This is a genomic window from Bradyrhizobium sp. 141 (assembly GCF_023074055.1).
In the GTDB taxonomy this organism is placed as follows: Bacteria; Pseudomonadota; Alphaproteobacteria; order Rhizobiales; family Xanthobacteraceae; genus Bradyrhizobium.
The window spans coordinates 411,062-436,679 of record NZ_JADPKR010000108.1; the positions used below are offsets into that span (position 1 = coordinate 411,062).

29 protein-coding genes are annotated in these 25,618 nt (G+C 64.7%); 17 read left to right on the forward strand and 12 right to left on the reverse strand.

All coding sequences use genetic code 11. The features are described from left to right. Positions 1 to 34 precede the first annotated feature (34 nt). The gene (locus IVA81_RS35610) at positions 35 to 2,842 is read right to left on the reverse strand and encodes a PAS domain S-box protein (RefSeq protein WP_247326916.1); all 2,808 of its coding nucleotides are present in this window, start codon (positions 2,840 to 2,842) and stop codon (positions 35 to 37) included. 245 nt (positions 2,843 to 3,087) lie between these two features. Between IVA81_RS35610 and IVA81_RS35615 the strand changes: the two genes are divergently transcribed. Beyond that, positions 3,088 to 3,474, forward strand: coding sequence for a response regulator (locus IVA81_RS35615; RefSeq protein ID WP_247326917.1), 387 nt, complete (start codon positions 3,088 to 3,090; stop codon positions 3,472 to 3,474). Between the two features lie 80 nt (positions 3,475 to 3,554). On the opposite strand, the gene IVA81_RS35620 is transcribed toward IVA81_RS35615, so the two are convergent. From IVA81_RS35620 to IVA81_RS35640, 5 genes are all read right to left on the reverse strand, one after another. After that, positions 3,555 to 4,673 (reverse strand): branched-chain amino acid ABC transporter substrate-binding protein, encoded by a 1,119-nt coding sequence (locus tag IVA81_RS35620; protein WP_247326918.1) that lies wholly within the window; start codon positions 4,671 to 4,673, stop codon positions 3,555 to 3,557. A gap of 162 nt (positions 4,674 to 4,835) precedes the next feature. Further along, positions 4,836 to 5,579, reverse strand: coding sequence for an ABC transporter ATP-binding protein (locus IVA81_RS35625; protein ID WP_247326919.1), 744 nt, complete (start codon positions 5,577 to 5,579; stop codon positions 4,836 to 4,838). Next, on the reverse strand, positions 5,576 to 6,409 hold the full coding sequence (locus tag IVA81_RS35630; RefSeq protein WP_247326920.1) for an ATP-binding cassette domain-containing protein: 834 nt from the start codon (positions 6,407 to 6,409) through the stop codon (positions 5,576 to 5,578). The genes IVA81_RS35625 and IVA81_RS35630 overlap by 4 nt, the downstream gene beginning before the upstream one ends. Beyond that, entirely contained in the window at positions 6,406 to 7,701 is a 1,296-nt protein-coding gene (gene livM / locus IVA81_RS35635) for a high-affinity branched-chain amino acid ABC transporter permease LivM (protein WP_247326921.1), read from the reverse strand. Before livM ends, IVA81_RS35630 begins: the two co-directional genes overlap by 4 nt. Before the next feature lie 27 nt (positions 7,702 to 7,728). Further along, positions 7,729 to 8,646, reverse strand: a complete 918-nt coding sequence (locus IVA81_RS35640; protein WP_246924939.1) for a branched-chain amino acid ABC transporter permease LivH — start codon at positions 8,644 to 8,646, stop codon at positions 7,729 to 7,731. A 277-nt stretch (positions 8,647 to 8,923) separates the two neighbouring features. Here IVA81_RS35640 and IVA81_RS35645 point away from each other — a divergent pair, with 277 nt between their 5' ends. Next, a complete protein-coding gene (locus tag IVA81_RS35645) occupies positions 8,924 to 9,103 on the forward strand; it encodes a hypothetical protein (RefSeq protein ID WP_247326922.1) in 180 nt (59 codons plus the stop codon). 194 nt (positions 9,104 to 9,297) lie between these two features. Continuing rightward, positions 9,298 to 9,852 carry a hypothetical protein gene (locus tag IVA81_RS35650; RefSeq protein ID WP_247326923.1) on the forward strand — a complete coding sequence of 185 codons (555 nt, stop codon included), beginning with the start codon at positions 9,298 to 9,300 and terminating at the stop codon, positions 9,850 to 9,852. On the opposite strand, the gene IVA81_RS35655 is transcribed toward IVA81_RS35650, so the two are convergent. The 3 genes from IVA81_RS35655 to IVA81_RS35665 all read right to left on the reverse strand — a co-directional run bounded on the left by IVA81_RS35655 (position 9,814) and on the right by IVA81_RS35665 (position 12,479). Beyond that, the gene (locus tag IVA81_RS35655; protein WP_247326926.1) at positions 9,814 to 10,206 is read right to left on the reverse strand and encodes a carboxymuconolactone decarboxylase family protein; all 393 of its coding nucleotides are present in this window, start codon (positions 10,204 to 10,206) and stop codon (positions 9,814 to 9,816) included. The genes IVA81_RS35650 and IVA81_RS35655 overlap by 39 nt on opposite strands. 107 nt (positions 10,207 to 10,313) lie before the next feature. After that, positions 10,314 to 11,096 carry a 3-oxoadipate enol-lactonase gene (pcaD, locus tag IVA81_RS35660; RefSeq protein ID WP_247326927.1) on the reverse strand — a complete coding sequence of 261 codons (783 nt, stop codon included), beginning with the start codon at positions 11,094 to 11,096 and terminating at the stop codon, positions 10,314 to 10,316. A gap of 27 nt (positions 11,097 to 11,123) precedes the next feature. Continuing rightward, entirely contained in the window at positions 11,124 to 12,479 is a 1,356-nt protein-coding gene (locus tag IVA81_RS35665) for a 3-carboxy-cis,cis-muconate cycloisomerase (protein ID WP_247326928.1), read from the reverse strand. 171 nt (positions 12,480 to 12,650) lie between these two features. Here IVA81_RS35665 and IVA81_RS35670 point away from each other — a divergent pair, with 171 nt between their 5' ends. The 10 genes from IVA81_RS35670 to IVA81_RS35715 all read left to right on the forward strand — a co-directional run bounded on the left by IVA81_RS35670 (position 12,651) and on the right by IVA81_RS35715 (position 20,577). Further along, positions 12,651 to 13,097 carry a carbon monoxide dehydrogenase subunit G gene (locus tag IVA81_RS35670; RefSeq protein WP_246931074.1) on the forward strand — a complete coding sequence of 149 codons (447 nt, stop codon included), beginning with the start codon at positions 12,651 to 12,653 and terminating at the stop codon, positions 13,095 to 13,097. A gap of 135 nt (positions 13,098 to 13,232) precedes the next feature. Further along, positions 13,233 to 13,718, forward strand: coding sequence for a (2Fe-2S)-binding protein (locus IVA81_RS35675; RefSeq protein WP_247326929.1), 486 nt, complete (start codon positions 13,233 to 13,235; stop codon positions 13,716 to 13,718). A 27-nt stretch (positions 13,719 to 13,745) separates the two neighbouring features. Beyond that, positions 13,746 to 14,552 (forward strand): xanthine dehydrogenase family protein subunit M, encoded by an 807-nt coding sequence (locus tag IVA81_RS35680; RefSeq protein WP_247326930.1) that lies wholly within the window; start codon positions 13,746 to 13,748, stop codon positions 14,550 to 14,552. A gap of 62 nt (positions 14,553 to 14,614) precedes the next feature. Further along, the gene (locus IVA81_RS35685; protein ID WP_247326931.1) at positions 14,615 to 15,535 is read left to right on the forward strand and encodes a MoxR family ATPase; all 921 of its coding nucleotides are present in this window, start codon (positions 14,615 to 14,617) and stop codon (positions 15,533 to 15,535) included. Between the two features lie 125 nt (positions 15,536 to 15,660). Then, positions 15,661 to 16,863 (forward strand): VWA domain-containing protein, encoded by a 1,203-nt coding sequence (locus tag IVA81_RS35690; RefSeq protein ID WP_247326932.1) that lies wholly within the window; start codon positions 15,661 to 15,663, stop codon positions 16,861 to 16,863. A 10-nt stretch (positions 16,864 to 16,873) separates the two neighbouring features. Further along, on the forward strand, positions 16,874 to 17,197 hold the full coding sequence (locus IVA81_RS35695; protein WP_247326933.1) for an XdhC family protein: 324 nt from the start codon (positions 16,874 to 16,876) through the stop codon (positions 17,195 to 17,197). Positions 17,198 to 17,199: 2 nt separating this feature from the next. After that, positions 17,200 to 17,901, forward strand: coding sequence for an XdhC family protein (locus tag IVA81_RS35700; RefSeq protein ID WP_247326934.1), 702 nt, complete (start codon positions 17,200 to 17,202; stop codon positions 17,899 to 17,901). Then, positions 17,898 to 19,502 carry a molybdopterin-binding/glycosyltransferase family 2 protein gene (locus IVA81_RS35705; RefSeq protein WP_247326938.1) on the forward strand — a complete coding sequence of 535 codons (1,605 nt, stop codon included), beginning with the start codon at positions 17,898 to 17,900 and terminating at the stop codon, positions 19,500 to 19,502. The genes IVA81_RS35700 and IVA81_RS35705 overlap by 4 nt, the downstream gene beginning before the upstream one ends. A 209-nt stretch (positions 19,503 to 19,711) precedes the next feature. Continuing rightward, complete coding sequence (locus IVA81_RS35710) at positions 19,712 to 20,101, forward strand: DUF4189 domain-containing protein (RefSeq protein ID WP_247326941.1); 390 nt, start codon at positions 19,712 to 19,714, stop codon at positions 20,099 to 20,101. A 65-nt stretch (positions 20,102 to 20,166) separates the two neighbouring features. After that, entirely contained in the window at positions 20,167 to 20,577 is a 411-nt protein-coding gene (locus IVA81_RS35715) for a DUF2000 family protein (protein ID WP_247326944.1), read from the forward strand. Between the two features lie 122 nt (positions 20,578 to 20,699). On the opposite strand, the gene IVA81_RS35720 is transcribed toward IVA81_RS35715, so the two are convergent. The 3 genes from IVA81_RS35720 to IVA81_RS35730 are packed head-to-tail and all read right to left on the reverse strand — an operon-like array spanning position 20,700 to position 21,922. Next, the gene (locus tag IVA81_RS35720) at positions 20,700 to 21,113 is read right to left on the reverse strand and encodes a GFA family protein (protein ID WP_247326945.1); all 414 of its coding nucleotides are present in this window, start codon (positions 21,111 to 21,113) and stop codon (positions 20,700 to 20,702) included. A 12-nt stretch (positions 21,114 to 21,125) separates the two neighbouring features. After that, positions 21,126 to 21,590, reverse strand: a complete 465-nt coding sequence (locus IVA81_RS35725) for an SRPBCC domain-containing protein (protein ID WP_247326947.1) — start codon at positions 21,588 to 21,590, stop codon at positions 21,126 to 21,128. Further along, complete coding sequence (locus tag IVA81_RS35730; protein WP_247326950.1) at positions 21,587 to 21,922, reverse strand: metalloregulator ArsR/SmtB family transcription factor; 336 nt, start codon at positions 21,920 to 21,922, stop codon at positions 21,587 to 21,589. Before IVA81_RS35730 ends, IVA81_RS35725 begins: the two co-directional genes overlap by 4 nt. A gap of 113 nt (positions 21,923 to 22,035) precedes the next feature. Between IVA81_RS35730 and IVA81_RS35735 the strand changes: the two genes are divergently transcribed. Genes IVA81_RS35735 through IVA81_RS35750 form a run of 4 tightly spaced genes read left to right on the forward strand, consistent with a single transcriptional unit; the run spans position 22,036 to position 25,596 of the window. Further along, positions 22,036 to 22,722, forward strand: coding sequence for a TetR/AcrR family transcriptional regulator (locus IVA81_RS35735; protein ID WP_247326952.1), 687 nt, complete (start codon positions 22,036 to 22,038; stop codon positions 22,720 to 22,722). Beyond that, on the forward strand, positions 22,719 to 23,507 hold the full coding sequence (locus tag IVA81_RS35740) for an efflux RND transporter periplasmic adaptor subunit (protein ID WP_247326954.1): 789 nt from the start codon (positions 22,719 to 22,721) through the stop codon (positions 23,505 to 23,507). The genes IVA81_RS35735 and IVA81_RS35740 overlap by 4 nt, the downstream gene beginning before the upstream one ends. Next, positions 23,504 to 24,436, forward strand: a complete 933-nt coding sequence (locus IVA81_RS35745; RefSeq protein ID WP_247326956.1) for an ABC transporter ATP-binding protein — start codon at positions 23,504 to 23,506, stop codon at positions 24,434 to 24,436. The genes IVA81_RS35740 and IVA81_RS35745 overlap by 4 nt, the downstream gene beginning before the upstream one ends. Beyond that, a complete protein-coding gene (locus IVA81_RS35750) occupies positions 24,433 to 25,596 on the forward strand; it encodes an ABC transporter permease (RefSeq protein ID WP_247326958.1) in 1,164 nt (387 codons plus the stop codon). The genes IVA81_RS35745 and IVA81_RS35750 overlap by 4 nt, the downstream gene beginning before the upstream one ends. The last annotated feature ends 22 nt before the right edge of the window (positions 25,597 to 25,618 follow it).

A 25,618-nucleotide genomic window follows, 5' to 3' on the forward strand; every position in this document is an offset into this window, starting at 1 on the left:
TTCGCCTCTGCGATAGCGCAGAGAAGTCGCCGGCTCAACTGGCCAGCGCCGTTCTGAGCATCTTGGCGAGCTCGGACTTGCGGTAGGGCTTCGCCAACAGCAACACACCGGAATCGAGCCGGCCATGATGGACGATGGCATTTTCGGTGTAGCCCGAGGTGAACAGCGTCTTGAGGTCGGGGCGACGCCGGGCCGCTTCGTCGGCAAGCTGGCGGCCGTTCATGTTGCCTGGCATGATGATGTCGGTGAAGAGCAGGTCGATGGCCTTGTCGCTGTCGATGATGATGAGGGCCTCCGCGCCGTTGGCGGCCTCGAGCGCGGTATAGCCGAGGCTCTTGACCTGCGTCACAACATATTGCCGCACCAGCGCGTCATCCTCGACGATCAGGATCCTTTCGCTGCCGCCGGTGATGGGCACGTTCTGGAGCACCTCGAACTCGGTCTCCTGCACCCCGGTCGAGCGCGGCAGGTAGATCTTCACGCTCGTGCCGTGGCCTACCTCGCTGTAGATCTTGATGTGGCCGCCCGACTGCTTGACGAAACCGAACACCATGCTCAAGCCGAGGCCGGTGCCCTTGCCGACCTCCTTGGTGGTGAAGAACGGGTCGAAGACCCGGTCGATCAGGTCCGGCGGAATTCCGCTGCCGGTATCGCTGACGGCAATCATCACGTAATTGCCGGCGACGACGTCGGGGTTCATGCTGGCATAGCCGTCGTCGAGGAAGATGTTGCGGGTTTCCAGCACCAAGGTGCCGCCGTCGGGCATGGCATCGCGCGCGTTCAATGCGAGATTGAGGATCGCGGTGGATAGCTGGCCAGGGTCGACCAGCGTCGGCCAGGCGTCCTCGGTGAGCTGCGGCATGATCGTGATCTGCTCGCCCAACGTCGGGTGCAGCAGCTTGGCGGCTTCGAGCGCCAGCGCGTTGACGTCGATCTCGCGCGGCTGCAGCGGCTGCTTGCGGGCGAAAGCGAGCAGATGCTTGGTGAGCTGCGCGCCGCGTTCGGCTGCGTCGTCGATCAGCTTGGTGATGGCGGCAAGCTCGGGCCGGTCGGCGACGGCGTCGCTGAGAATGCCGATCGTGCCCGTGATGACGGTCAGCACGTTGTTGAAGTCGTGGGCGACGCCGCCGGTCAACTGGCCGATGGAGTCCATCTTCTGGACCTGCCGGAATTGGGCTTCGGCGGCCTGCTTCTCCGTGAGATCTCGGCCGATGAAGAAATGGCGCTTCACCGGCTCGGACCAAGTGCCCATCCAGTTCAGCGTGACCTCGTGACCGTCGTAGTGATAGTAGCGAGCCTCGAAGCTGCGCTTGACCGCGCCGCGCCGCGCCGCGCGCATCTCCTCCCGCGTCTTGTCGAGGTCGTCAGGGTGGATGAACTCGGTCGCGCTGTGCCCGATCATGTCGTCCGGGCTGAATCCGAGGATGTCTTTCACGCTCGGGCTGACCTGGATGAAATTGCCGAAACCGTCAGTCACCAGGATCAGGTCCTGCGAGGTCTCGAAGATGCGCTGGCGTTCCTCGATCTCGCGGCGAAGCTTCTCCTGCGCCTGCTTCTCCTCGGTGATGTCATGGGCGATCTTGGAAGCCCCGATGATCTCTCCGTTGTCCGATCTCAATGGCGAAACATTCAGGACAACGTCGAGCGCGCGGCCGTCCTTGCGAATCCGCACCGTCTCGTGCTGGGCAATCGTCTCGTTGTCGGCGATCCGGTTGAGGATACTCCGGACTTCGCCCTTTCGCTCCGTGGGCACGATAATGTCGATCGACCTACCCACGGCCTCCGCGGCGGAATAGCCGAACAAGTGCTCGGCGGCCTTGTTCCACCCGGTGATGATGCCGTCGAGCGTCTTCGTGATGATTGCGTCGTTGGAGGATTCGACGACGGCGCCGTACAGAGCGAGGCGCTTGCCGTAGAAGTCGCGATCCGACGCCGATTGCTCGCGCAGCCTGCCGACGAGGCCCACCGTCCGGGCCTGAAGACGGACGTTCTCGATCAGCAGCACCGCGAGCACGAAGCTCGACGCGCAGAGGCCATAGAGACGGCCGGCGTAGAAACCGAGATCGAAGCGCGTGACGTTGACGATTGCAGACAGCGCGATGTCGAATAGCCATGCGCACATCACCACCATGAGCCAGATGTCGATCACCGAATGCGGGCGGCGGAACCACAGCGAAACGAGCGCGGCGAAGCTCAGCGACCACACGAAGGATACGACCCCGATCATGGTCGGTGTGTAACGGCCGTCGCGGAGCAGGACCGGCAACAGATCGTGCTGGGCGGTGACAATCCAGGTGAAGGCGGCCATGGTCGCGACGACGCCGAGCGCGATGGCGTAGATCGGGCTGCTTGTCGCGCCCCGGATCCTGGGGCCGCCGTCCTTTTCCTTCAGCCAGGCATAGCCCAGCACGAACAGCGGGAAGCCGCCGTGCCAGATCATGTAGAGCCAGACGGTGGTCTGGCTGCCGGCGCCGAACAGCCCGGTCGGTGCGAACAGGCCGGGGAAGGTGAGGGCATGGACCAGCGCTGCCGCGGCGGTGAACAGGTAGCCGGTCGACAGCCACAGCAGTGCGCGGGTCCGCAGCACCGAAAACTGCGACAGCAGCAGCACTGCCGTGATGATGTCGCTCACGGCCAGGGCGGATTGATAGCACGCGACGAAGGCGGGGACCGGCGGCAGCGCGATACCTGCGAACGGAACGGCCAGTGCGAACAGGATCGAGGAGACGCCGACGATCCACAATGCCGCGGTCCGGTCGCCCGACGTGGCCGGCAGCGTCGAAAGAAATGTGCTTCGGTCGATCAAAGGCGCGTTCATCTCTTGCAGACCCGTTTTGAGCATCTCCGCAGTTCCAAGTTCCGGCAGTCTTGACCTTCCGACCTCTACGGTAGCCCGTTCCGGGCGCGTGTCGTGAACTGTTGCAGCGACGACTCAACCGAAGGTTACAGCTTACTTAATTTTGGTGAGAACGCGGAGTAGGGTCCGGGTAAGATGCGCTTTACTGGGGCGGTGTCATAATGCCCTCCCGCCGCGGCGGGTTCCAGGTTTGAATCACACGAATTGATCGATCTGCGGGAGTTGTTCCCATGCCTCGCGTTCTCATCATCGACGACCAGAAGGCCGTGCGCGCGATGGTCGCGATTGTGCTTCGGGTCAACCAATACGAGGTCGCCGAGGCCGAAAGCGGCGCGGCCGGGCTGAAAACCTTCACGGAAAGCCCCTTTGACGCGGCGATCGTTGATATTTTCCTTGGCGACACTAGCGGCGTCGATGTCATCGCGACCCTGCGCGAACGTGTGCCGGGGCTGCCGGTCGTGGCGGTGTCCGGGATGACGACGCTGGATTTCATGGACCAGACGCCACACCTCGCCAACGTGGTCTGCCTGCAAAAGCCGTTTCGGCCGAACGACCTCCTGCAAGCGCTGCGGAAGGCGCAGGCCGCAGCGGGCGGCGAATTGCCTGCAGCCGTCTGACCTTGGCGCAAGAAGAAACGCCCCGGGGCAAGCCGGGGCGTGATGATGGTTGGTTGTCGGCTCGGGTTCGGCAAGCGCGCTCAGGTGCCGTTACCCTTGATCTCGGCGTAGCTGCCTTTGGCATCCCATTTGTAGACGACGTAGTCGAGCTGCTTGATATCGCCCTTGGCGTCATACTCGATCGGCCCGATCACGGTGTCCCACTTACCGGCCTTGATCGCTTCCATGACCTTCTTGGCGTCGGTGGAGCCGGCCTTCTTGGCCGCCTGCGACCACACCTGCATCGCCGCATAGGTGTAGAGGGTGTAGCCCTCGGGGTCGATGTTCTTGGCCTTGAAAGCCTCGACGATCTTCTTCGCGGTCGGCTTGTTGCGCGGATCGGGGCCGAAGGTGAACAACGTGCCTTCGCCAGCCGGGCCGGTGATGGAGGCGTACTCCTTGTCGGCGAGCGCGTCGCCGGCCATCAGCACGGTCTTGAGGCCCTGGTCGCGCATCTGACGCAGGATCAGGCCGCTCTCCTGATGGTAACCGCCGACATAGACGAGGTCGATGTTGTCGCGCTTCAGACGCGAGACGATCGCGTTGAAGTCCTTGTCGCCCTTGTTGTAGGACTCGTACATCTTCTCGGTGACGCCGGCCTTGTTGAGCGCCTTCTTGGTCTCGTCGGCCAGACCCTTGCCGTAGGTGGTCTTGTCGTTGAGGATCGCGATGTTCTTACCCTTGTAGTTCTTGGCGATGTACTGCGCCGCGATCAGGCCCTGCTGATCGTCACGGCCGCAGACGCGCGCCACGTTCCAGAGCTTGCGCTCGGTGAACAGCGGGTTGGTCGAGGCCGGCGTGATCTGGAGCACGTTGCCGTCGGCATAGGCTTCCGAGGCCGGGATCGACGACGACGAGCAATAGTGCCCGGCCACGAACGGGATCTTCGCGCCGGCAATCTTTTCGGCGATCGAGCGCGCCTGTTTCGGGTCGCAAGCGTCGTCCTCGACGGAAAGCGCGAGCTTCTTGCCGTTGACGCCGCCGGCGGCATTGATATCGGCCACGGCCATTTCGGCGCCGTTCTTCATCTGGCGGCCGAAGGCGGACTCGCCGCCGGTCATCGGGCCTGCGACTGCGACGGTGACATCCTGCGCGAATGCCGCGCTCGACAGCGCGAGCGATGCGCCGAATGCCAGACCGATGAGCTTCAGTGATTTCATGAGATACCTCGCGGGTGGTCGCCTGTGGAAGTTGCCGGGCATGCCCGGTTCAAACCGGCGCCATTCTTGAATGAATTCGAGGAGAAGTCACCGGCAAAATACGAGCATTGGCGCAGATATCTCGCCACATTCGGCCGCACGCGGGGCGGGCTTGCGGCTCGGTCAGCCGTGCCGGCCGCCTTCCAGGTAGGCGGCGCGAATCTCGGGGCGCTGCAACAATTCGGCCCCGGTGCCCGCCAGCGTGATCAGGCCGTTGACCATGACATAGCCGCGATGGGCAAGCTTGAGGGCGTGGTTGGCGTTCTGCTCGACGATCAGGACGGTCAGGCCGTCCTGCCGGTTCAGGGTGCGGATCGCATCGAAAATCTGGCGCGCGATCAGCGGCGCCAGGCCAAGCGAGGGCTCGTCGAGCAGGAGCAGGCGGGGACGGCTCATCAAGGCGCGGCCGATCGCCAGCATCTGCTGCTCGCCGCCGGACAGGGTTCCGCCGCGCTGGGCGTAGCGTTCCTTCAGCCGCGGAAACAGCGTGAAGACGCGTTGGAGCGTCGCCTCGCGTTCCGCCTCGGTGCATCCGGTGGCATCCGCCCCCATCTGGAGGTTTTCCGCCACGCTCATGCGCGGGAAGATGCGGCGGCCCTCGGGCGATTGCGCGATACGCAAATGCGCGATCTCGTGGGTGGGGACGTCGGTGATGTCGCGGCCTTCATACAGGATCTGGCCGGCGCGGGCGCGCGGCTTGCCGAAGATCGTCATCATCAGCGTCGACTTGCCGGCGCCGTTGGCGCCGATCAGCGCGACGATCTCGCCGGCATTGATCTCGACGTCGACGCCCTTCAGCGCCTCGATCTTGCCGTAGGCGGCGCGCAGGCCCCGGATCGCGAGCAGAGGAGAGGGCGCCGGCGTCACGAGCCGCCCTCCATCACGGCTGCCGCCTCTTCCTCGTCGGCGCCGAGATAGGCGGCGATCACCTTGGGATCGTCGCGGACTTCGCGCGGCGTGCCTTCCGCGATCTTGACGCCATGGTCCATCACCACGATGTGGTCGGAGATCTCCATCACCACCGACATGTCGTGCTCGATCAGGAGGATCGAGGTACCGAGCTCATCTCTGATCGAGAGCAGAAGCGCGCTCAAGGCCGCGCTCTCGCGCGCATTGAGGCCGGCGGCGGGCTCGTCCAGGCACAACAGAGCGGGCTCGGTGCACATGGCGCGCGCGATCTCGAGCCGGCGCTGATCGCCATAGGCGAAATTGCCGGCGGCATCGTCGGCGCGGTCGAGCAGGTTGACCCGCCTGAGCCAGTCGGTGGCGAGATCAATCGCGCGCTTCTCGGCATCGCGATAGCCGGGCGCGCCGATGAGGCCGAGGAAAGTGAAGCCGGAGGCGCGCATCAGCGCGTTGTGCTGCGCCACCATCAGGTTTTCCAGCGCGGTCATGCCGGGAAACAGCCGGATGTTCTGGAAGGTGCGGGCCACCTTGGCTTGCTTGGCGATGCGGAAATCGTTCAGCCGCTCCAGCGCGATCGTCCTGCCGTCGTCATGGGTGAGGCGAATGGCGCCGCCGCTCGGTTTGTAGAAGCCGGTGATGCAGTTGAACACCGTGGTCTTGCCGGCGCCGTTCGGTCCGATCAGCGCGGTGATCTTCTTCCGCTCTGCGGCGAAAGAAAGGTCCTGCACGGCAACGATGCCGCCGAAGCGCATGGCGAGCCGGTCGACGCTAAGAATCTTGTCGCCGCTCATCCGTGCCCTTCCTTGACGAGGTCGGAGGAGATCGCTTTCGCCTTGGTCAGATACACGGTGGGGGCTCGATGGCCGATCAGGCCGCGCGGCCGCCAGATCATGATCAGAACCATCGCCATGCCGAACACCAGCATGCGATAGGTCTCTAGGCCGCGGAACAGCTCGAAGCCGCCGATCATGGCGAGAGCGGCCAGCGCGACGCCGAGCTGCGAGCCCATGCCGCCGAGCACGACGATGGCGAGCACCAGCGCCGATTCCTGGAAGGTGAAGGATTCCGGGCTGATGAAGCCCTGGCGGGTGGCGAAGAACGCGCCGGCAAAGCCGCCGAACATCGCCCCGGTCGCGAACGCCGTGAGCTTGGTGGTCGTGGTGTTGATGCCGAGCGCGCGGCAGGCGACCTCGTCCTCGCGCAAGGCTTCCCAGGCCCGCCCGATCGGCAGGCGGCGCAGGCGGATCGTCGCCCAGTTGGTAAGCAGCGCGAGTGCCAGGATCAGATAGAACAGGAAGACGATGCGGTGCGTCGGCGAATATTCGATGTCGAGCTTGGCGGCGAGCCCGTCGTCGCTGTTGTCGAGCGGGATGCCGAAGAAGGAGGGGCGGGGAATGCCGGAGACACCGTTGGGCCCGCCGGTGAGATCCTGCCAGTTGATGATGACGAGGCGGATGATCTCGCCGAAGGCGAGCGTCACGATGGCGAGATAGTCGCCGCGCAGGCGGAGCACGGGGAAGCCGAGCAGCACGCCCCAGAACGCTGCGAGGATGCCGGCGAGCGGCAGGCAGACCCAGAACGACCAGCCGAAATTGGTCGCAAGCAGTGCGTAGGAATAGGCGCCGACCGCATAGAATGCGACATAGCCGAGATCGAGCAGGCCGGCGAGCCCGACCACGACGTTCAGTCCCCATCCCAGCATGACATAGGTGAGCACGAGGATCGCGAGGTCGAGGATGTAGCGCTGGTCATAGAAGATCACCGGCACCAGCAGCGTGAAGATCAGAAGTGCCGGCGCAAGGTAGCGGCCGATAAACGACATGCCGCTCTTCACCGCTGGCGGCACCAGGTTCTCGGCACCGGTCGGGCCGATCCATTGCCGCAGCAGCTCGATCACGATCGAGCCGCCGAATACCGCACCGACGAGGGAGGCAAGTTCGCCGAAGCGCGTCCAATAGGTGAGTTGGCCCGAGGCGCCCGCCTCGGTGCGGATGCCAACCATCAACGAGAACAGCACCAGCGCGACCAGCGCGTTGATGAAAGCCGTCTTCAGGATGGAGGGGATGCCCGGTTTGGCCTTCATGGGTAAGGAAGCTGCCACGCGCGACCGTCAGACTTTTTCGACTTCGGGACGACCGAGCAGGCCGGTCGGCATGAAGATCAGCACGACGATCAGGATCGAGAACGCCGCGACGTCCTTGTATCCGACCGAGAAATAGGCCGACCAGAACGTCTCGATCAGGCCGATCGCAAGGCCGCCGAGCATGGCGCCCGGCAGCGAGCCGATGCCGCCCAGCACGGCGGCGGTGAACGCCTTGATGCCGGCGACGAAGCCCATGAAGAAATCGACCGTCCCGTAGTAAAGCAGGTACATCAGGCCGGCGACCGCGGCGAGCGCGGCGCCGATCACGAAGGTCATGGAGATGGTGCGGTCGACGTCGACGCCGAGCAGCGCCGCCATGGTCTGGTCCTGCTCGCAGGCGCGCATGTCGCGCCCGAGCCGGGTGCGCGACACCAGCCAGGTGAAGAGCGCCAACAGCACGACGGTGGTGACGACCACCATGATCTGGATGTTGGAGAGCTGGATCACGAAGCCATCCGTGCTCTCATGCAGGGTGTAGCCACCGGTGATGAAGGGCGGGATCGGCTTGACGCGCGCGCCTTGCGCAACCTGCGAATAGTTGGTCAGAACGAAGGACATGCCGATCGCCGACAGCATCGGGGCGAGGCGAAAGGAATGGCGCAGCGGCCGGTAGGCGATGCGCTCGATGGTCCAGCCATAGAGCGCCGTGATCGCCATCGAGACCAGCAGCACGACGAGCAGGATCAGCGGGATCGCGGTCAGCCCGAACGAGATCAGGATCAGGAAGGTGATCAGGGCAATGAAGCCGCCGATCATGAAGACGTCGCCATGGGCGAAGTTGATCATGCCGACGATGCCGTAGACCATCGTGTAGCCGATGGCGATCAGGCCGTAGATCGAGCCCAGGACGAGGCCGTTGATGAGTTGCTGGGTGAAATAATCCATGGGCTGCCGTACCAAACCTGACGCGGGCTCAAAGGGAGCTCTGAGGAGAGTGGGTTGGAGTGTGGTTTTCTTGGGCCCCGGCAGCCCTTAGGCATTCTTCCGGTTTTGTAACAGGAGGGAACTGGCGGCTGCAACTGGTCACGCTGCGCCGGAAGGTCTTGTACAGAGGTCATTTGACCTTGGGGTTCCGCAACTGCGAGGAACCGGGTTCCGCGGGCAACCAAAATGGATGGCGGCCGTTGTCTCGCCTCTGACGTCCAACAAGGGAGTTCCCCGAATGACGAAGCAGCAGAACCAGAATCCGGGTCAGCAGAGTCAGAACCCCGGCCAGCAGCGCCCAGGTCAACAGCCGGGCCAGCAGCAGGGTGGCGGTCAGAAACCTGGACAGCAGCAGCAGGACGATCCGATGCGCCAGGGCGATCGCCCCGGCCAGCAGCAGGGTGGTCAGGACAAGTAATCTGGGAGCCCAAGATCGAAGGGTAGTGAGGAGGACCCCGCCGGTAGGCGGGGTCTTTTCTTTGGACGCCCGGTCCATCGGGGCAATTAAGGTAAACAAAGGGTTTAAATTGCCGCCACAGTCTGATGCGAGTTAGCTCCCGTAAAGCCGCTGCCTTCCGTCGAAGGCCTTCGGCAAATCAAGTGGGAAGCGGCATGTTCGGGAATTGGCGGATCGGCTCGGTCAACGGCGCGCTGCTGGCGGCCTATTTCATTCCGGCCTGGAGCCTCGTTGCCTTCAACATCATGGTCGCGCCCGTGCACGGCCTCTACGAGCGGCCGAGCGTCGCAGTTGCGCTGTTCCTCAGCGACCATCTCGAGATGGCAGGGATGAGCACGGTGCGGGCCGCCTGGCTGTTGGCGCTGGGCCGGATGACCGTGGTGGCGTTCTTTGCGATCTACCTCGTGCTTCTGTGCATCCCCCGCGTCCGCAAGGGCGGCGGCAGCGACGAGGCGCTCGGCATTGCGCTGGCGATCGGCAGCCTGATCTCGTTTGCCAGCATGGTGATGGCTTCGAAGGTCGGTGAGATGGCCGCGCTCCGGCTGCACGCCACCGAGCTGCTGCTCTTGCTCGGCGCTGCCATCGTGGTGGTGATCGAGCGGCCTGAGGCTGCGCCGAGGAACGTCGCGAACGTCGCGCCGCCAAGTCTTCAGCCTCCAAGTCTTCAGCCGCTAGGACTTGAGCAGGCCGAGCTCCTGCACAATCGCTGAGGCTTCCTTCACGGCGTGGTTCGCGGCCGGCACGCCGCAATAGATCGCCTGCTGCAGCAGGATTTCCTTGATGTCGTCGGGGGTGAAGCCGCCCTCGGCGAGCGCCGCGCGCACGTGCAGGCGGAATTCGTCCCATTGCCCGAGCGCGACCATGGTGCCGATCACCAGCACGCGCCGCGTGCGCTCGTCGAAATGCGGCCGCGTCCAGACTTCGCCCCATGCGTAGCGCGTGATCAGGTCCTGGAAGTCGGTGTTGAAGGCATTACGGTTCGTAATCGACTTGTCGACCCAGGCATTGCCCAGCACCTTTCGGCGAACGTTCATGCCGGCATCGCGGCGCTTCTGGTCGTCCATGTCTCTCCTCCTCTCCGTCATTGCGAGCGTAGCGAAGCAACCCAGAATCTTTCCGCCGAGACGGCTAGATTGCTTCGTCGCTACCCTCCTCGCAACGCCGGCTGCGGTTAGCGTTGCGTCAGGAAGCCGACCACGGCGTCGGTGAACGCATGTGGCTGCTCGACGTTGGAAATGTGCGCGGCGTCGATGATGGTCATGCTGGCGCCGGGAATTTTTGATCGGATCAACTCTCCCGCCGAGATCGGCGTCGCCATGTCGTGGCGACCGGCGATCACCAGCGTCGGACTCCTGATCTTGGGAAGCAGTTCGCGCTGGTCGAGTGTCGACAGCGCCTCGCAGCAGGCGAGATAACCTTCGACCGGGGAGGCGAGCAGCATCGACTTCATCCTCGCGGTGATGTCAGGCTCGCGCTCGCGGAACTCCTGCGTCAGCCAGCCTGCGATCACGGCATCGGCAACTGCGGCGATGCCGCCTTTCTTCACCGCGTCGATGCGCTCCAGCCATTTGGTCGGCTCGGCATAGTAGCAGGAGGTGTTGGCGAGAATGAGCTTGCCGAAGCGTGCCGGTGCGTTGGCGCCCAGCCATTGCCCGACCATGCCGCCCATCGACAGGCCGCACCAATGCACCTTCTCGATGTTGAGGTCGTCGAGGATCGCGAGCACGTCGCGGCCGAAGCGCTCCATCGTGTAGGGGCCGGGCGGAACGTTGGACTTGCCGTGGCCGCGGCGGTCGTAGCGGATGACGCGGAACACCTGCGTCAGCGCCTTCATCTGCGGCTCCCACATCTGCAGCGTGCAGCCGAGCGAATTGGAGAGCATCAAGGTCGGCCCGCCGTCGCGGCCCTCGACGGAGACGTTGATCAGGCAACCGTCGGCATCGATCATGGGCATGCGGCGTCTCCGTCGTATTTGCGGTTCTTACGCGCGGTCGAGGCTGTCGAGCAGCCGGTCGATCAGGGCTTGGGAAGCCCCTTGATAGGCCATCGGCTCGAACAATGCCGCAATTTTTTCCGGAGAAAGGTGCGCAGTGACCTGCGAATCGGCCGACAGCACCTCGCGCAGATGTTTCTTCTCGGCGACTGCGCGCTTGCTGGCGGCCTCGATGAGATGGTGCGCATCGCTCTTGCCGATCTTTTCGGCCAGCGCAAAGGTGATCGCCTCTGCCATGATCAGCCCCCGCGTCGCATCGAGATTGCTGCGCATGCGCGCGGCATCGACGTCGAGGCCTTCGGCGATGTCGACGACGGCGGCAAGCGCCCCCGAGGTGACCAGCATCAACTGCGGCAGCGTCGGCCATTCCGCGTGCCAGGGGCCGGCGCTGCGCTCGTGGTCCTGCACTTGAGCAGCAAAAATCGTCGCGGCAAGCTGCGGAGCCATTGTGGCGGCGCCCAGCGCACTGGCAGCGGCGACCGGGTTGCGCTTATGCGGCATGGTCGAGGAGCCGCCACGGCCTTCGCCGGCCGGCTCGAACGCTTCGGCGACGTCGGTCTGCATCATCAGCGAGACGTCGCGCGCGATCTTGCCGCAGCTTCCGGCCAGAATAGCGAAGCTGGAAGCGGCCTCCGCGATGCGGTCGCGATGGGTGTGCCAGGGGGCCTCCGGCAACGGCAGGTTCAGCTCCCGTGCGAGGCGTTCCGCCACGGCAAGCCCTTTGTCGCCGAGTGCGGCGAGCGTCCCCGCGGCGCCGCCGAATTGCAGCGCGAGGCCCTCGCGGGAGAGCCGCCGCAGACGGCAGCGGGCGCGGGCGAGGCTTGAGGCATATTCGGCGGCTTTCAGGCCGAACGGCATCGGCAGCGCGTGCTGCAGCCAGGTCCGTGCCACCATCGCGGTGTTGCGATGGCTGCGCGCCAGCGCAGCAAAGCCGTTGATGGCGCGGCTGAGGTCGGCGTCCAGCGTATCGATGCCGGCGCAAAGCGTGAGCATGGTCGCGGTGTCGATGACATCCTGGCTGGTTGCGCCCCAATGCACGTAGCGCGCGGCCTCCATGTCGGCCTTGCCGACATTGGCGGTCAGCGCCTTGACCAGGGGAATCGCGAGATTGCCCGATCGCATCGCGGCCTCTGCCAGCGCGGCGATGTCGAAGGAATCGGCCTTGCACGCGGCCTCGATCGGGCCCACCGCAGCTGCCGGAATCACATCCGTGGCGGCCTCGGCGCGTGCCAGGGCTGCCTCGAAATCGAGCATGTTCTGCAGGGTCGACCGGTCGTCGCAGACGGCGCGCATGGCGGCGCTCGACAGCATCGGTGCGAGCAGGGGGGAGAGGGATGTGCTCATATTGCGCGCGACCTAATCATCATGGCCCGGCTGTGCCAATCCCCAACCGCCCGCGCACGTCTTTTTGCAGTTGCGAATATGCATTGCACTTGACCGGGCGCCGCCCTTTCCTTTGCCGCGTCCCTGCGTTACTTGATCAGCACTATAGTTGCGCGATCCGGGAGGCACCTCATGGCCATGACGATGAACGGCGAAGTCCAGCTTGCGGCGCCGCGCGAGGCCGTGTGGGCCAAGCTCAACGATCCCGAGGTGCTCAAGGCCTGCATCCCCGGTTGCGAGGAGCTCGAGAGGACCGACGACGGCGGCTTTCGCGCAACGGCGAAAATGAAGGTCGGCCCGGTGTCGGCACGCTTCAAGGGCAAGGTCACACTCTCCGATCTCGATCCGCCGAACGGCTATAGGATCTCGGGCGAGGGCGAGGGCGGGGTCGCCGGCTTCGCCAAGGGTGGCGCGGTGGTCAAGCTGGCGGAGAAGGACGGCGGCACGCTGCTCTCCTACGAGGTCGAGGCGCAAATCGGCGGCAAGTTGGCGCAGCTCGGCCAGCGCCTCATCAACGGCGCCGCCAAGAAACTTGCCGACGAGTTTTTCGCGAACTTCGCCAAGGCGGTACAAGGCTGAAGGCTATCGCCTTTCGGCATGGCGCCTTGCGTCCGGGGCGATGTTGCCCCGGGGCATAATGGCCCATATGATGGGTTGGAATAATTATAAGAACCGCTTCGACGGGACCCGTCGGGGCGCTGATAGAGAGTGCTTATGGCAAAAATCTCCCTCATCGTGAACGGCAATCCAGTCACGGCCAACGTCGATCCCCGCATCCTGCTGGTGCAGTTCCTGCGCGAGAATCTGCACCTGACCGGCACCCATGTCGGCTGCGACACCTCGCAGTGCGGCGCCTGTGTCGTGCATCTTGACGGCAAGGCCGTGAAGTCCTGCACCACGCTGGCGGTGATGGCTGACGGCCACGAGGTCAAGACGATCGAGGGGCTGGCCGCAGACGGCGCGCCGCTGCATCCGATGCAGGAGGCCTTCCGCGAGCACCATGGTTTGCAATGCGGCTTCTGCACGCCGGGCATGATCATGACCGCGATCGACATCGTGCAACGCAAGGGCAACGAACTCGACGACCACACCATCCGCGAGGAGCTGGAAGGCAATCTCTGCCGCTGCACCGGCTACCAGAACATCGTCGCCTCGATCTCCGCCGGCGCCAAGGCGATGGCGAAATCCGACCTCGCGTAACGCGCATCCCGCGATCAGGACATTCAGATGTACGAATTCAAATATCATCGCCCCGGGACCGTTCGGCAGGCCGCCAACCTCCTGGTGAAGAACGAAGACGCCAAGGTGATCGCCGGCGGCCACACGCTGATTCCCGTCATGAAGCAGCGCCTCGCCAGCCCCCCGCATCTGGTCGACCTCTCCCATATCGAGGGGCTCAACACGATCGAGATGAAGGGCCGCTCGCTGGTGATCGGCGCCACCGCCAGGCACGCCGAGGTCGCCAGCTCCGCCATCGTCGGTGAAGCGATCCCGGCGCTCGCGAATCTTGCCGGCGGAATCGGCGACCCCGCCGTGCGTCACAAGGGCACGATCGGCGGCTCGCTCGCCAACAACGACCCGACCGCGGACTATCCGGCCGCGGTGCTCGCGCTGGGCGCGACCATCGTCACCAACAAGCGCCGCCTCAAGGCCGAGGAGTATTTCCAGGGCCTGTTCACGACGGCGCTGGAAGCCGACGAGATCATCACCAAGGTGATGTTCCCGCTGCCGAAAAAGGCGGCCTACATCAAATTCCGCAACCAGGCCTCGCGCTATGCGCTGGTCGGCGTGTTCGTGGCACGGCGTCCCTCCGATGTGCGGGTTGCCGTGACCGGCGCCGGCTCCGAAGGTGTGTTCCGCGTCAGCGCATTCGAGGAGGCCCTCAAGAAGCGCTTCGCCGCGAAGGCACTTGACGGCATCGAGGTGCCGGCCGAAGGCCTCAACAGCGACATCCACGGCAGCGCCGAGTACCGCGCGCATCTTCTCGGGGTGCTGACGCGCCGCGCCGTCGATGCCGCCAACGCCAAGGAGTGAGGTGATCTCACGCCTCGGCCCAAACTTGTCCCCGGTGAGGGCGTAGCGAGACTGGCTTTTTCATGACTTCAGCGGCCAATTCTTCCGGTGCTTTGCCGGCATCGGTCGATGCGATGCTCGAACTCCTGACATCGCGCGGCTACCTCGCGGAGCGATCGCTGGCGACGGTGACGTACCTCTCGCTGCGCATGGGCCGGCCGCTGTTCCTGGAAGGCGAGGCCGGCGTCGGCAAGACCGAGATTGCAAAGGTCTTGTCGGCCGCGCTGGGGCGGAAGCTGATCCGCCTGCAGTGCTACGAAGGCCTCGACGTCTCCTCCGCGGTCTATGAGTGGAATAGCGCCGCGCAGATGATCGCAATCCGGATGGCGGAAGCCGCCGGCGACACCGATCGCGACCAGCTCTCGAGCGACATCTTTGCCGACCGCTACATGATCAAGCGGCCGCTGCTGCAGGCGCTGGAGCCTGATGTGGCCGGACCACCGGTGCTCTTGATCGACGAGCTCGATCGCGCCGACGAGGCGTTCGAGGCGTACCTGCTCGAAATCCTCAGCGACTTCCAGGTGACGATCCCCGAGTTCGGCACCGTGAAGGCGCCGAGCCCGCCGATCGTCATCATCACCTCCAACCGCACCCGTGAGATCCACGACGCGCTGAAGCGGCGCTGTCTGTATCACTGGGTCGATTATCCCGCCGCTGAGCGCGAGCTCGCCATCGTGAAGTCGCGCGTGCCCGGCATCTCCGCGAAGCTGTCGCAGCAGGTCGTGCGCTTCGTCCAGGCACTGCGCAACCAGGACTTCTACAAGTCGCCGGGCGTCGCCGAGACCATTGACTGGGCCACCGCTTTGTCCGAGCTCGACGCCCGCTCGCTGACCCCGCAAGTGGTCGGCGACACGCTGGGCGCGCTGCTCAAGTATCAGGACGACATCACCCGGATGCAGGGCGACACCCTGCAGAAGGTGCTGAAGGAAGCGACGAGCGAGTAGCTCGTCATTCCGGGGCGCGCGTCAGCGCGAACCCGGAATCCATCGGGCTGCAGAGTTGGTGGATGAATGGATTCCGGGCTCGATGCTGCGCATCGCCCCGGAATGACGACTGAGAGTGCTGAACCATGGCCATCAACCACCTTGCCCCCGAGCAGACCGAGCAGTTCGCCGACAACATCGTCGGTTTCGCCCGCGCGCTGCGTTCGGCGGGCATGCCGGTGGGCCCAGGCGCCGTCATCGACGCCATGAGCGCGCTCCAGGTGATCGACATCGGCAAGCGCGCCGACGTTTTCACCACGCTGGAGGCGATCTTCGTCAAGCGCCACGAGCACGCGCTGATCTTCAAGCAGGCCTTTAACCTGTTCTTCCGCGCCTCCGAGGAATGGAAGCACATGCTGGACTCGGTGCCGCTGCCGGACGAGGCCAAGAAGAAGCCGCAGGCCGGCTCGCGCCGCGTGCAGGAGGCGATGTCGCGGCCGCGCATGACCGAGACGCCGCAGCATCAGGAGCAGGATCTGCGCCTGTCAGTTTCCGACAAGGAAATCCTTCAGAAGAAGGATTTTGCGCAGATGAGCGCCGCCGAGATCACCGAGGCGCTGCGTGCCGTCGAGCGGATGCACCTGCCGCAGGCCGAGCTCCTGACGCGCCGGCACCGGCCTGATCCACACGGGCTTCGTCTCGATCTGCGCCGCACGCTGCGTGCATCCTTGCGCACCGGCGGCGACATCATCGACATCCATCGGCTCGGGCGGATCGAGAAGCCGGCGCCGATCGTGGCGCTGCTCGACATCTCGGGCTCGATGAACGAATACACCCGCCTGTTCCTGCATTTCCTCCATGCCATCGGCGATGCGCGCAAACGCGTCTCGGTGTTCCTGTTCGGCACCCGTCTCACCAACGTCACCCGCGCGCTGCGCCAGCGCGATCCCGACGAGGCGCTGGCGAGTTGCTCGGCCTCCGTCGAGGACTGGGCCGGCGGCACGCGGATCTCCGCCTCGCTGCACAACTTCAACAAATTGTGGGCGCGGCGCGTGCTGAGCCAGGGCGCCATCGTGCTGCTGATCTCGGACGGACTGGAACGGGAGGCGGATTCCAGGCTTGCCTTCGAGATGGACCGGCTGCACCGCTCGTGCCGGCGCCTGATCTGGCTCAACCCGCTATTGCGGTTCGGCGGCTTCGAGGCCAAGGCGCAGGGCATCAAAATGATGCTGCCGCACGTTGACGAATTCCGCCCGGTACATAATTTGAGTTCGATCCAGGAGTTGATCACGACGCTCTCCCGGCCGCTGCCGCCGCATCACCGCAGCCTGATCCGCTCCGCAGCTTGAGAGGCACCCCATGCTCGATCGCGACGAGGATATCCTGAAGGCGGCGGAGGACTGGCAGAAGGCCGGCCGTGGCGTCGCGCTGGCGACGGTGGTGGAGACCTGGGGCTCGGCACCGCGCCCGGCGGGCTCGAGCCTCGTCATCAACGACGAGGGCACTTTCCTGGGCTCGGTCTCCGGCGGCTGCGTCGAGGGCGCCGTGGTCACCGAGGCCATGGATGTGATCCAGAGCGGCAAGCCGCGCATGCTTGAGTTCGGCGTGGCGGACGAGACCGCCTGGAATGTCGGGCTGTCCTGCGGCGGCACCATCCGCGTCTTCGTCGAGAAGGTCGCCTAGCCGTGAAGCTCGAGATCCTGCACGAACTCAACGCCGAGCGGGCCGCGCGCCGGCCGGCGATCCTGGTAACGGACACCGAGAGCGGCGAGCAGCGCCTCGTGAAGGCTGCGGCTTTTTCCAAGGACCCTCTGCGTGCCGAGCTTGAAAAACAGCTTCGGACGGGCAAGAGCGCCAGTGTCGAAGCCGGCGGCAAAAAGCTGTTCCTCAACGTCTACGCCCCGACCGCAAAGCTCGTCATCGTCGGCGCGGTCCATATCAGCCAGGCCTTGGCGCCGCTGGCGCGCTCGCTCGGCTACGACGTCACCGTAGTCGATCCGCGCACGGCGTTCGCCAGCCCCGAGCGCTTTCCCGACGTTCCGCTGGTCGCCGAATGGCCGGACACCGCGCTGCCGCCGCTCAATGTCGATGCCTACACGGCCTTCGTCGCGGTGACGCACGATCCGAAGATCGACGACCCCGCGCTGCTGCACGCCTTCGAGCGCAATTGCTTCTATATCGGCGCGCTCGGGTCCCGGAAAACGCACGCCAAGCGCGGCGACCGGCTGCGGGCGCAGGGCGCGAAGGAGAGCGACATCGCGCGCATCCACGCGCCCATCGGGCTTGCGATCGGCGCGGTCTCTCCGTCCGAGATCGCGGTGGCGATCATGGCCGAGATCACGGCCGTGCTTCGGCTCCCTCCCAAAGAAAAAGAAGAAGCGGCATGAAATTTGGCCCGGCGAGTCCCAGGGATGCGATCGGCGGGGTGACCGTCCACACCCTGCGCCAGGGACCGCTGGTGCTGAAGAAGGGCACGACGATCGGCCCCGCCGAGGTCGAGGCTCTCGAGCGTGCCGGCATCAAGGACATCGTCGTGGTGCGTATGGAGGCGGGCGACGTCTCCGAGGACGTTGCGGCTGCCAGCATCGCGCTTGCCGTCGGCGGCGAGGGCATCCATGTCGAGCGTGCCTTCACCGGCCGCGCCAATCTGTTCGCCGCGCGCCCGGGCGTGCTGGTGATCGACCGCGCCGCGGTCGAACGCATCAACAACATCGACGAGGCCATCACCTTTGCGACGCTCTCGGCCTACAAGCCGGTGGTCGAGGGCGAGATGGTCGGCACCGTCAAGATCATCCCGTTCGGCGTCGAAGGCAATTTACGCGATGCCGCGGTGAAGGCCGCCGGCAAGGACGTGCTGAAGATCGCGCCTTATGTGATCCAGCGCGTCGGCGTGGTCTCGACCCTGCTGCCGGGCCTGTCCTCCAAGGTGATCGATAAGACGCTGCGGGTCACGGCCGAGCGGCTCGCGCCGGCCGGCGCCAGCATCATTGCCGAACGTCGGGTCCAGCACGACGAACAGGCGCTGTCGGCGGCGATCAAGGAATTGCTCGCGCTCGGCGCCGAGCTCGTCATCGTGTTCGGAGCGTCTGCGATCGCCGATCGCCGCGACGTAATCCCGGCAGCCGTCACCGGCATCGGCGGCGAGATCGAGCACTTCGGCATGCCGGTTGATCCCGGCAATCTGCTGCTGATTGCCCGCGCCGGCAATGTGCCGGTGCTGGGCGCGCCGGGCTGTGCGCGCTCGCCGGTCGAGAACGGCTTTGACTGGGTCTTGATGCGGCTTCTCGCCGGCATCAAGGTGACGCGTTCCGAGCTGATGGGCATGGGCGTCGGCGGCCTCCTGATGGAGATCGTCACGCGGCCGCAGCCGCGCGCCAAGCCCGAGACCGAGGGCAACAGCCAGGTCGCCGCCATCGTGCTTGCGGCGGGACGCTCGACCCGGATGGGCGGGCCAAACAAGCTGCTCGCCGAACTCGACGGCAAGAAGCTGGTGCGCCTCGCCGCCGAGCAGGCGCTGGCCTCGAAGGCGTCCGAGGTGATTGTCGTCACCGGCCATCAGGCCGAGCTGGTCGAGCAGGCGCTGCAAGGCCTGAAGGTGAAGTTCGTCCGCAATCCCGATTTTGCCGGCGGCATCGCAAGCTCGGTCAAGGCGGGCATCGCCGCCGTGCCTGAGGCTTGCGACGGCGCCGTTGTCTGCCTCGGCGACATGCCGCTGATCGATGCCGGCCTGATCGACCGCCTCATTGACGGCTTTGCGCCGGACCGCGGCAACCTCATCGTCGTGCCCGTCAGCGAAGGCCGCCGCGGCAATCCCGTGCTGTGGTCGCGCCGCTTCTTCAAGGAGTTGATGACACTCGACGGTGATATCGGCGCGCGGCACTTGATCGCCAAGCACACGGAGGCGGTCGCCGAAGTACCGGTGGATGGCGAGAGCACCTTCCTCGACATCGACACGCCGCAGGCGCTGGAAGCGGCAAGGCGCGGATGAAGGTGCGGTAAATAACGGTGCCGTAGGGTGGGCAAAGGCGCATAGCGCCGTGCCCACCATCTCTCGATCGCAACTACGATTCGTGGGCACGCTTCGCTTTGCCCACCCTACGGCACCTCCCAATCATCCGATTTCAACCACCCGTTCACCATCTGGAAACGACCGGCGCTTACAGTCGCCTCCACCTGCCTTGGGGGAGGGGATTTTCCATGGCTTCGAATGTCGTCGCGCGACGTTGCGCGATGTTTTGCTTTGTCTTGTCAGTTGCCGTCACGGGCGCCCGCTACATCACCGACGCCCACGCCGCGGGTGCCATCGCGGTCGGCAAGTGCGGCGCCTATGGCCAGGCTTTTGATTACGGCGCCGAGCACGAGGCGCGTGCCGCGGCGCAGAAGCAATGCAAGGGCGATTGCACGACGGTGACGATGAAGCGCGCCTGCGCTGCGATGTCGGTCGATCTCGCCAATCCCTGCGGCGCCTATGGCTATGCCGTCAAGCCGAAGATATCGGCTTCCCTCAACGCCGCCACGCGCGAGTGCTACAAATACGGCGGCAAGGAATGCGTGATCCGCGCCTGGGCCTGCGACGCGAAAGGCTAATTTTTCTTGCTGTCCGTCCGCGGCGATGCGTAGCATCTCATCAGGAATGACAGTCGAGGAATTGCATGCAGTTCGACACCAAGATCGCAATCGTGATCCGCGCCGATCTTCAGGCCTGGCAGAAGCTCAACGTCGCGTCCTTTCTCACCAGCGGCATCGCCGCGGCTTTTCCCGAATGCATCGGCGAAGCCTATGAAGACGCCTCGGGCACGACATATCATGCGCTGATCGGCCAGCCGATCCTGATCTATGGCGCCGACGGTCCGGCGTTGTCGCGCGCGCTGGACCGTACGCTCGCGCGCAACGTCAAGCCGGCGGTCTATACCGAGGATATGTTCAGCACCACGCACGACGCCGCCAATCGCGAGGCGGTGAGGGCAGTGGCGCGCACGGACCTCAATCTCGTCGGCATCGCCATGCGCGCCGAACGCAAGGTGATCGACAAGATCGTTGATGGGCTGAAATTCCATAGCTAGCGAGGGCGCTCGACAGCTTCCACGTCGTCATTGCGAGCGCAGCGAAGCAATCCAGAATCTTTCCGCGGAGGGTTTCTGGATTGCTTCGTCGCAAGTGCTCCTCGCAATGACGGAGTGCGTGGCTATCCCGCCGGCATGCCTTCGAACTTCGTCAGGCCGGGGTCGATCTGATCCCAGTCATGACCGCGCGCGGCGAAGGTGACGGCCTGCGGCTTGTAGCGGGCGGGCTCGTCGAGGCTTGCAGCGCGGATCGTGAAGACGTCGGGCTGCGCTGCGAAGGTCATGTACACAGGCACACCGCATTGCCTGCAGAAGCCGCGCGTCTTCACGTTGCCGCTGTCGGCGACCATGTCCCAATGCTTCGCCTCTCCGGTGAGCGTGACGCCGGCACGCGCGAACGTCGCGTACGAGCCATGCGCACTGCCGCTTTCGCGTTGGCAGTCCCGGCACTGGCAATGATTGCTGAACAGGGGTTCGCCGACAATCGAATAGCGGATCGCGCCGCAGGCGCAGCCGCCGGCATAGGGCTTGTCCATCACGATGCTTCCTTATTTGTCTTCGCCGGAGATGGCATCGAGCCGCTGCAGCACCTTGACCCAACCGTCGCTCATGTTGCGATAAGCGGTGTCGTTCGTCGGCGTCACGAAGCCGGAGTGCACCACGCGCACGCGCGTTCCTGCTTCGACCGGCGTGAGCGACCAAGTGACGACGGTGTCGAGCGCTGAACCGTAACCGGTATTGCTCTCGTCGCCCCCCTTCCAGGCGTAGGCGAAGCGCTGGTTCGGAACGACCTCCAGAACGCGGCAATGGATCGTGCCGTCCCACACGCCGGCCGGATTGGTCTTGAACGTGAAGATGTTGCCTTCGACGGCCTCGAAACCGGTCGGCGGCATCAGCCAGCGCGCAATGAGTTGGGCGTTGGTCAGTGCCCTCCAGATCGTCGCGACGGCGTGAGGGAAGACCTCGTCGAGGACGATGTCTTGAGTTTGGACTTTGGAAGCAACTGCACTCACGGATCGATCTCCTTCAAGAGGTCACGCAGGTTCTGGAAACGCTCGCGCCAGAACATGCCGTAATGGTCCATCCAGGTGACCAGGGGCTCGAGCCCTTGCGGCGCGGCGCGGTAATAGACGTTGCGGCCCTCGGCACGCTCGGCCACGAGGCCAGCCTGCTTCAGGGATTTCAGGTGCTGCGAGATCGCGCCCTGGGTCACGCCGCTACCGCGGGTGAGCTCGGCGACGCTGATCTCCTTGCTCTCGAAGACGCGCTCGAACACGGCGCGCCGGGTCGGGTCGGCGAGGGCGCGCATCACAGTGGTGATGGGATTTGGGGCGGCGTCGATCATGTCATTCGATTAGCCAATACTAATGCATTAGTCAATACTAATTTATTCGGGGCGCGCATTTACGACATGATGGTTGCCTTGACTATGACTGACTAGTCAGTCATAAATTATGGATGGCACGGAAGTCGACCAAACTCGCCAAGCCGTCTGCACAAAGCGGGGGCCATGCCTCCGCGGCCACCGGAGAGGTGCCAGTGTCGAACCGCACTGCGCGCGCGATGGAGCGGCGCGCGGCGATCGTGGAGGCGGCAATGGAGGAGTTCATCGCCCGCGGCTTTGCCGCAACGCGCCTCGACGACATCGCCAAGCGCGCCGGTGTCGCCAAGGGCACGATCTACCTGCACTTCAAGGACAAGGAATCGATGTTCGAGGAGCTGGTGCGCATCGTGATCGTGCCGGTCGTGGCGCGGCTGACCGCGCTGCCGCCGCCGACGGGCTCGGTGCGCGACCTCATCGAGGCCTTTGCCAGCAACTTCCTGAAAGAGGTCATCGGCACCAGGCGCGGCGATCTGGTGCGCCTGATCGTGGCGGAGGGGCCGCGCTTTCCAGCCGTCGCCGACTTCTACTACCGCGAGGTCGTCTCGCGCGGCATCGCCGCCATGCGCGCGCTGATCGAGCTCGGCATCGCCCGCGGCGAGATCCGCCAAAAGGAACTTGCGCGCTATCCGCAGATCCTGGTTGCTCCCGCGATGATCGCGGTGATCTGGCAGAGCCTGTTTGCGCGGCATGCGCCGCTCGATGCGCAGGAGATGCTGCGCGTCCATCTCGATTTGATTTTTGGCGAACGGAGGACGACATGAGGTCGTCGCAAGCAATTTTCAGATTGGCATTGGTCGTTGCCCTCGCAACCGGGCTGGCCGGCTGCAACGACAAGCGCGATCCCGGCTTCCAGGGCTGGGTCGAGGCCGACATGATCTTCGTCAGCCCGGACGAAGCCGGCCGGGTGACGAAGCTCAATGTCCGCGAGGGCGACGAGGTCAAGGTCGGCGATCACCTCTATTCCGTCGACGACGATCTCCAGCTTGCCGATCTCAACCAGAACAAGGCGACCCTCGCCAACGCACAGCAGACCTATGATCGGGCGGCCTCGCTGAACAAGACCGGCTCCGGCACGCAGGCCAATCTCGATTCCGCGGTGTCATCCTTGCGCGTCGCGGAGGCGCGGGTGGCGACGTCGGAGACGCGGATGGCGCGGCGCAAGGGCTTTGCGCCTGTTGCCGGCACCATTCAGCAGATCTATTTCCGCGAGGGCGAGATGGTCGCGGCGCAGCGGCCGGTGCTGTCGATCATGCCGCCCGGCAACATGAAGCTGCGCTTCTTCGTGCCGGAGACCGCGCTGCCGAAGCTCGCGATCGGCGATACGGTGCGTGTCTCTTGCGACAATTGCGCGGCCGACCTCACCGCAAAGATCTATTTCATTGCGACCTCGGCCGAATACACCCCGCCTGTCATCTACAGCCTCGATGAGCGCAACAAGCTGGTCTATTTGGTCCAGGCGCGGCCATCGCGGCCTGACGCGCTGCGGGTCGGACAGCCGATCGACGTCTATCTCAATCCAAAGACTCCGGTGGCGGACAAGCGATGAACGGCGGCAACGGTATCGCGATCGACGTCAAGGGCCTGACCAAGTCGTTCGGAGGCCGCGAGGTCGTGCACGATCTCTCGATGCAGGTGAAGCGCGGCTCGATTTACGGCTTCCTCGGGCCCAACGGCTCGGGCAAGACGACGACCATCCGCATCCTCTGTGGGCTGCTGACGCCTGATAGTGGCGAGGGCACCTGCCTCGGCTACGATATCCGGCGCGATGCCGAAAAGATCAAGCGCCAAGTTGGGTATATGACCCAGCGCTTCAGCCTGTACCAGGATCTCTCCGTGCGCGAGAACCTCGAATTCGTGGCGCGGCTCTATGGCTTGGCCGATGCGCGAGGCGCCGCGCGCGACATGATCAAGCGGCTCGGGCTCTCCGGGCGCGAGGAGCAGCTTGCGGGCGAGCTCTCCGGCGGCTGGAAGCAGCGACTGGCGCTCGGGGCCTGCACGCTGCCCAATCCGCAATTGCTGCTGCTGGACGAGCCCACCGCCGGCGTCGATCCCAAGGCACGGCGCGACTTCTGGAACGAGATCCACGCGCTCGCGGCCGAGGGCCTCACCGTACTGGTCTCGACTCACTACATGGACGAAGCCGAGCGCTGCCACGAGATCGCCTACATCGCCTACGGCCATCTGCTGACGCACGGCACGGTGGAGCAGGTGATCGCCAAGTCCGCGCTCACGACTTACACTGTGACGGGCGAGGATCTGAACGAGCTCGCGGCCGAGCTTACCGGCAAGCCGGGCATCGACATGGTGGCGCCGTTCGGCACCTCGCTGCACGTTTCCGGCCGCGACGTCGCGGCGCTTGAAGCCAGCATCGCGGCTTGGCGCGAAAAGAGCGGCCTGCATTGGCAGAAGTCGCAACCCTCACTCGAAGACGTGTTCATCGAGCTGATGGGTCGCTCCAAGGACAATTTCCAATGAGCACTGTGGATCACCCCGCCCCACGCCAAGAAATCCGCGAGCGCTTCGGCTTCCTGCGGCGCTCTTATGCGATGCTGGTCAAGGAGTTCATCCAGCTCAAGCGAGATCGCGTGTCCTTCGCGATGATCGTGATGCTGCCGGTGATGCAGCTCATGCTGTTCGGCTATGCCATCAACACCACGCCGCACCATCTGCCGAGCGCGGTGCTGCTTCAGGAGGACTCTGATCTTGCCCGTTCGGTCCTGAAAGCTCTCGAGAATACGGCCTATTTCCGCTTCCTCCATGAAGTCCACGACGTCGACGATTTCGACAACCTCTTGAAGTCCGGCAAGGTGCTATTCGGCGTCGAGATTCCGCGCGGCTTCGAGCGCGCGGTGCGGCGCGGCGACAGGCCGGCGCTGCTGGTGGCGGCCGATGCGACCGATCCGGTGGCGGCAAGCGCGGCCATCGGCTCCCTCGGCATGGTCGTGCAGACCGCGCTCAAGCACGATCTCTATATCGGCGATCCCCCGGAGATGCCGTTCGAGATCCGCGCGCACGCCCGCTACAATCCGGCCGCGGCCTCCAGCCTCAACATCGTGCCGGGGCTCGTCGGCACCATCCTCACCATGACCATGCTGATCTTCACCGCGCTGTCGGTCACGCGCGAGGTCGAGCGGGGCACCATGGAAAGCCTGTTGTCGATGCCGATCAAGCCGGTCGAGGTGATGTTCGGCAAGATCGTGCCTTACGTGCTGGTCGGCTTCCTGCAGGCCTTCCTCATCATTGGCATCGGCGTCGGCCTGTTCGGCGTCCCCGTGCTCGGCAATCTGTTCCTGCTGGCGCTGCTCTCGACGCTGTTCATCACCACCAATCTGGCGATCGGCTACACCATCTCGACGCTGGTGCAGAACCAGCTCCAGGCCATGCAGATGTCGATGATGTTCTTCCTGCCGAGCATTCTCTTGTCCGGCTTCATGTTCCCGTTCGCGGGCATGCCGGCCTGGGCGCAATATCTCGGCGAAGGCCTGCCGCTGACCCACTATCTGCGCATCGTCCGCGCCATCATGCTGAAGGGGGCGACCATGCAGAATTTGCGCTTCGACGCGTTGGCATTGGCGGTCCTGATGGCGGTCGCCATGACCATCGCCGTGACCCGCTTCCGCCGCACGCTGGATTGAGGCACAATGCCCCGGACGAGAG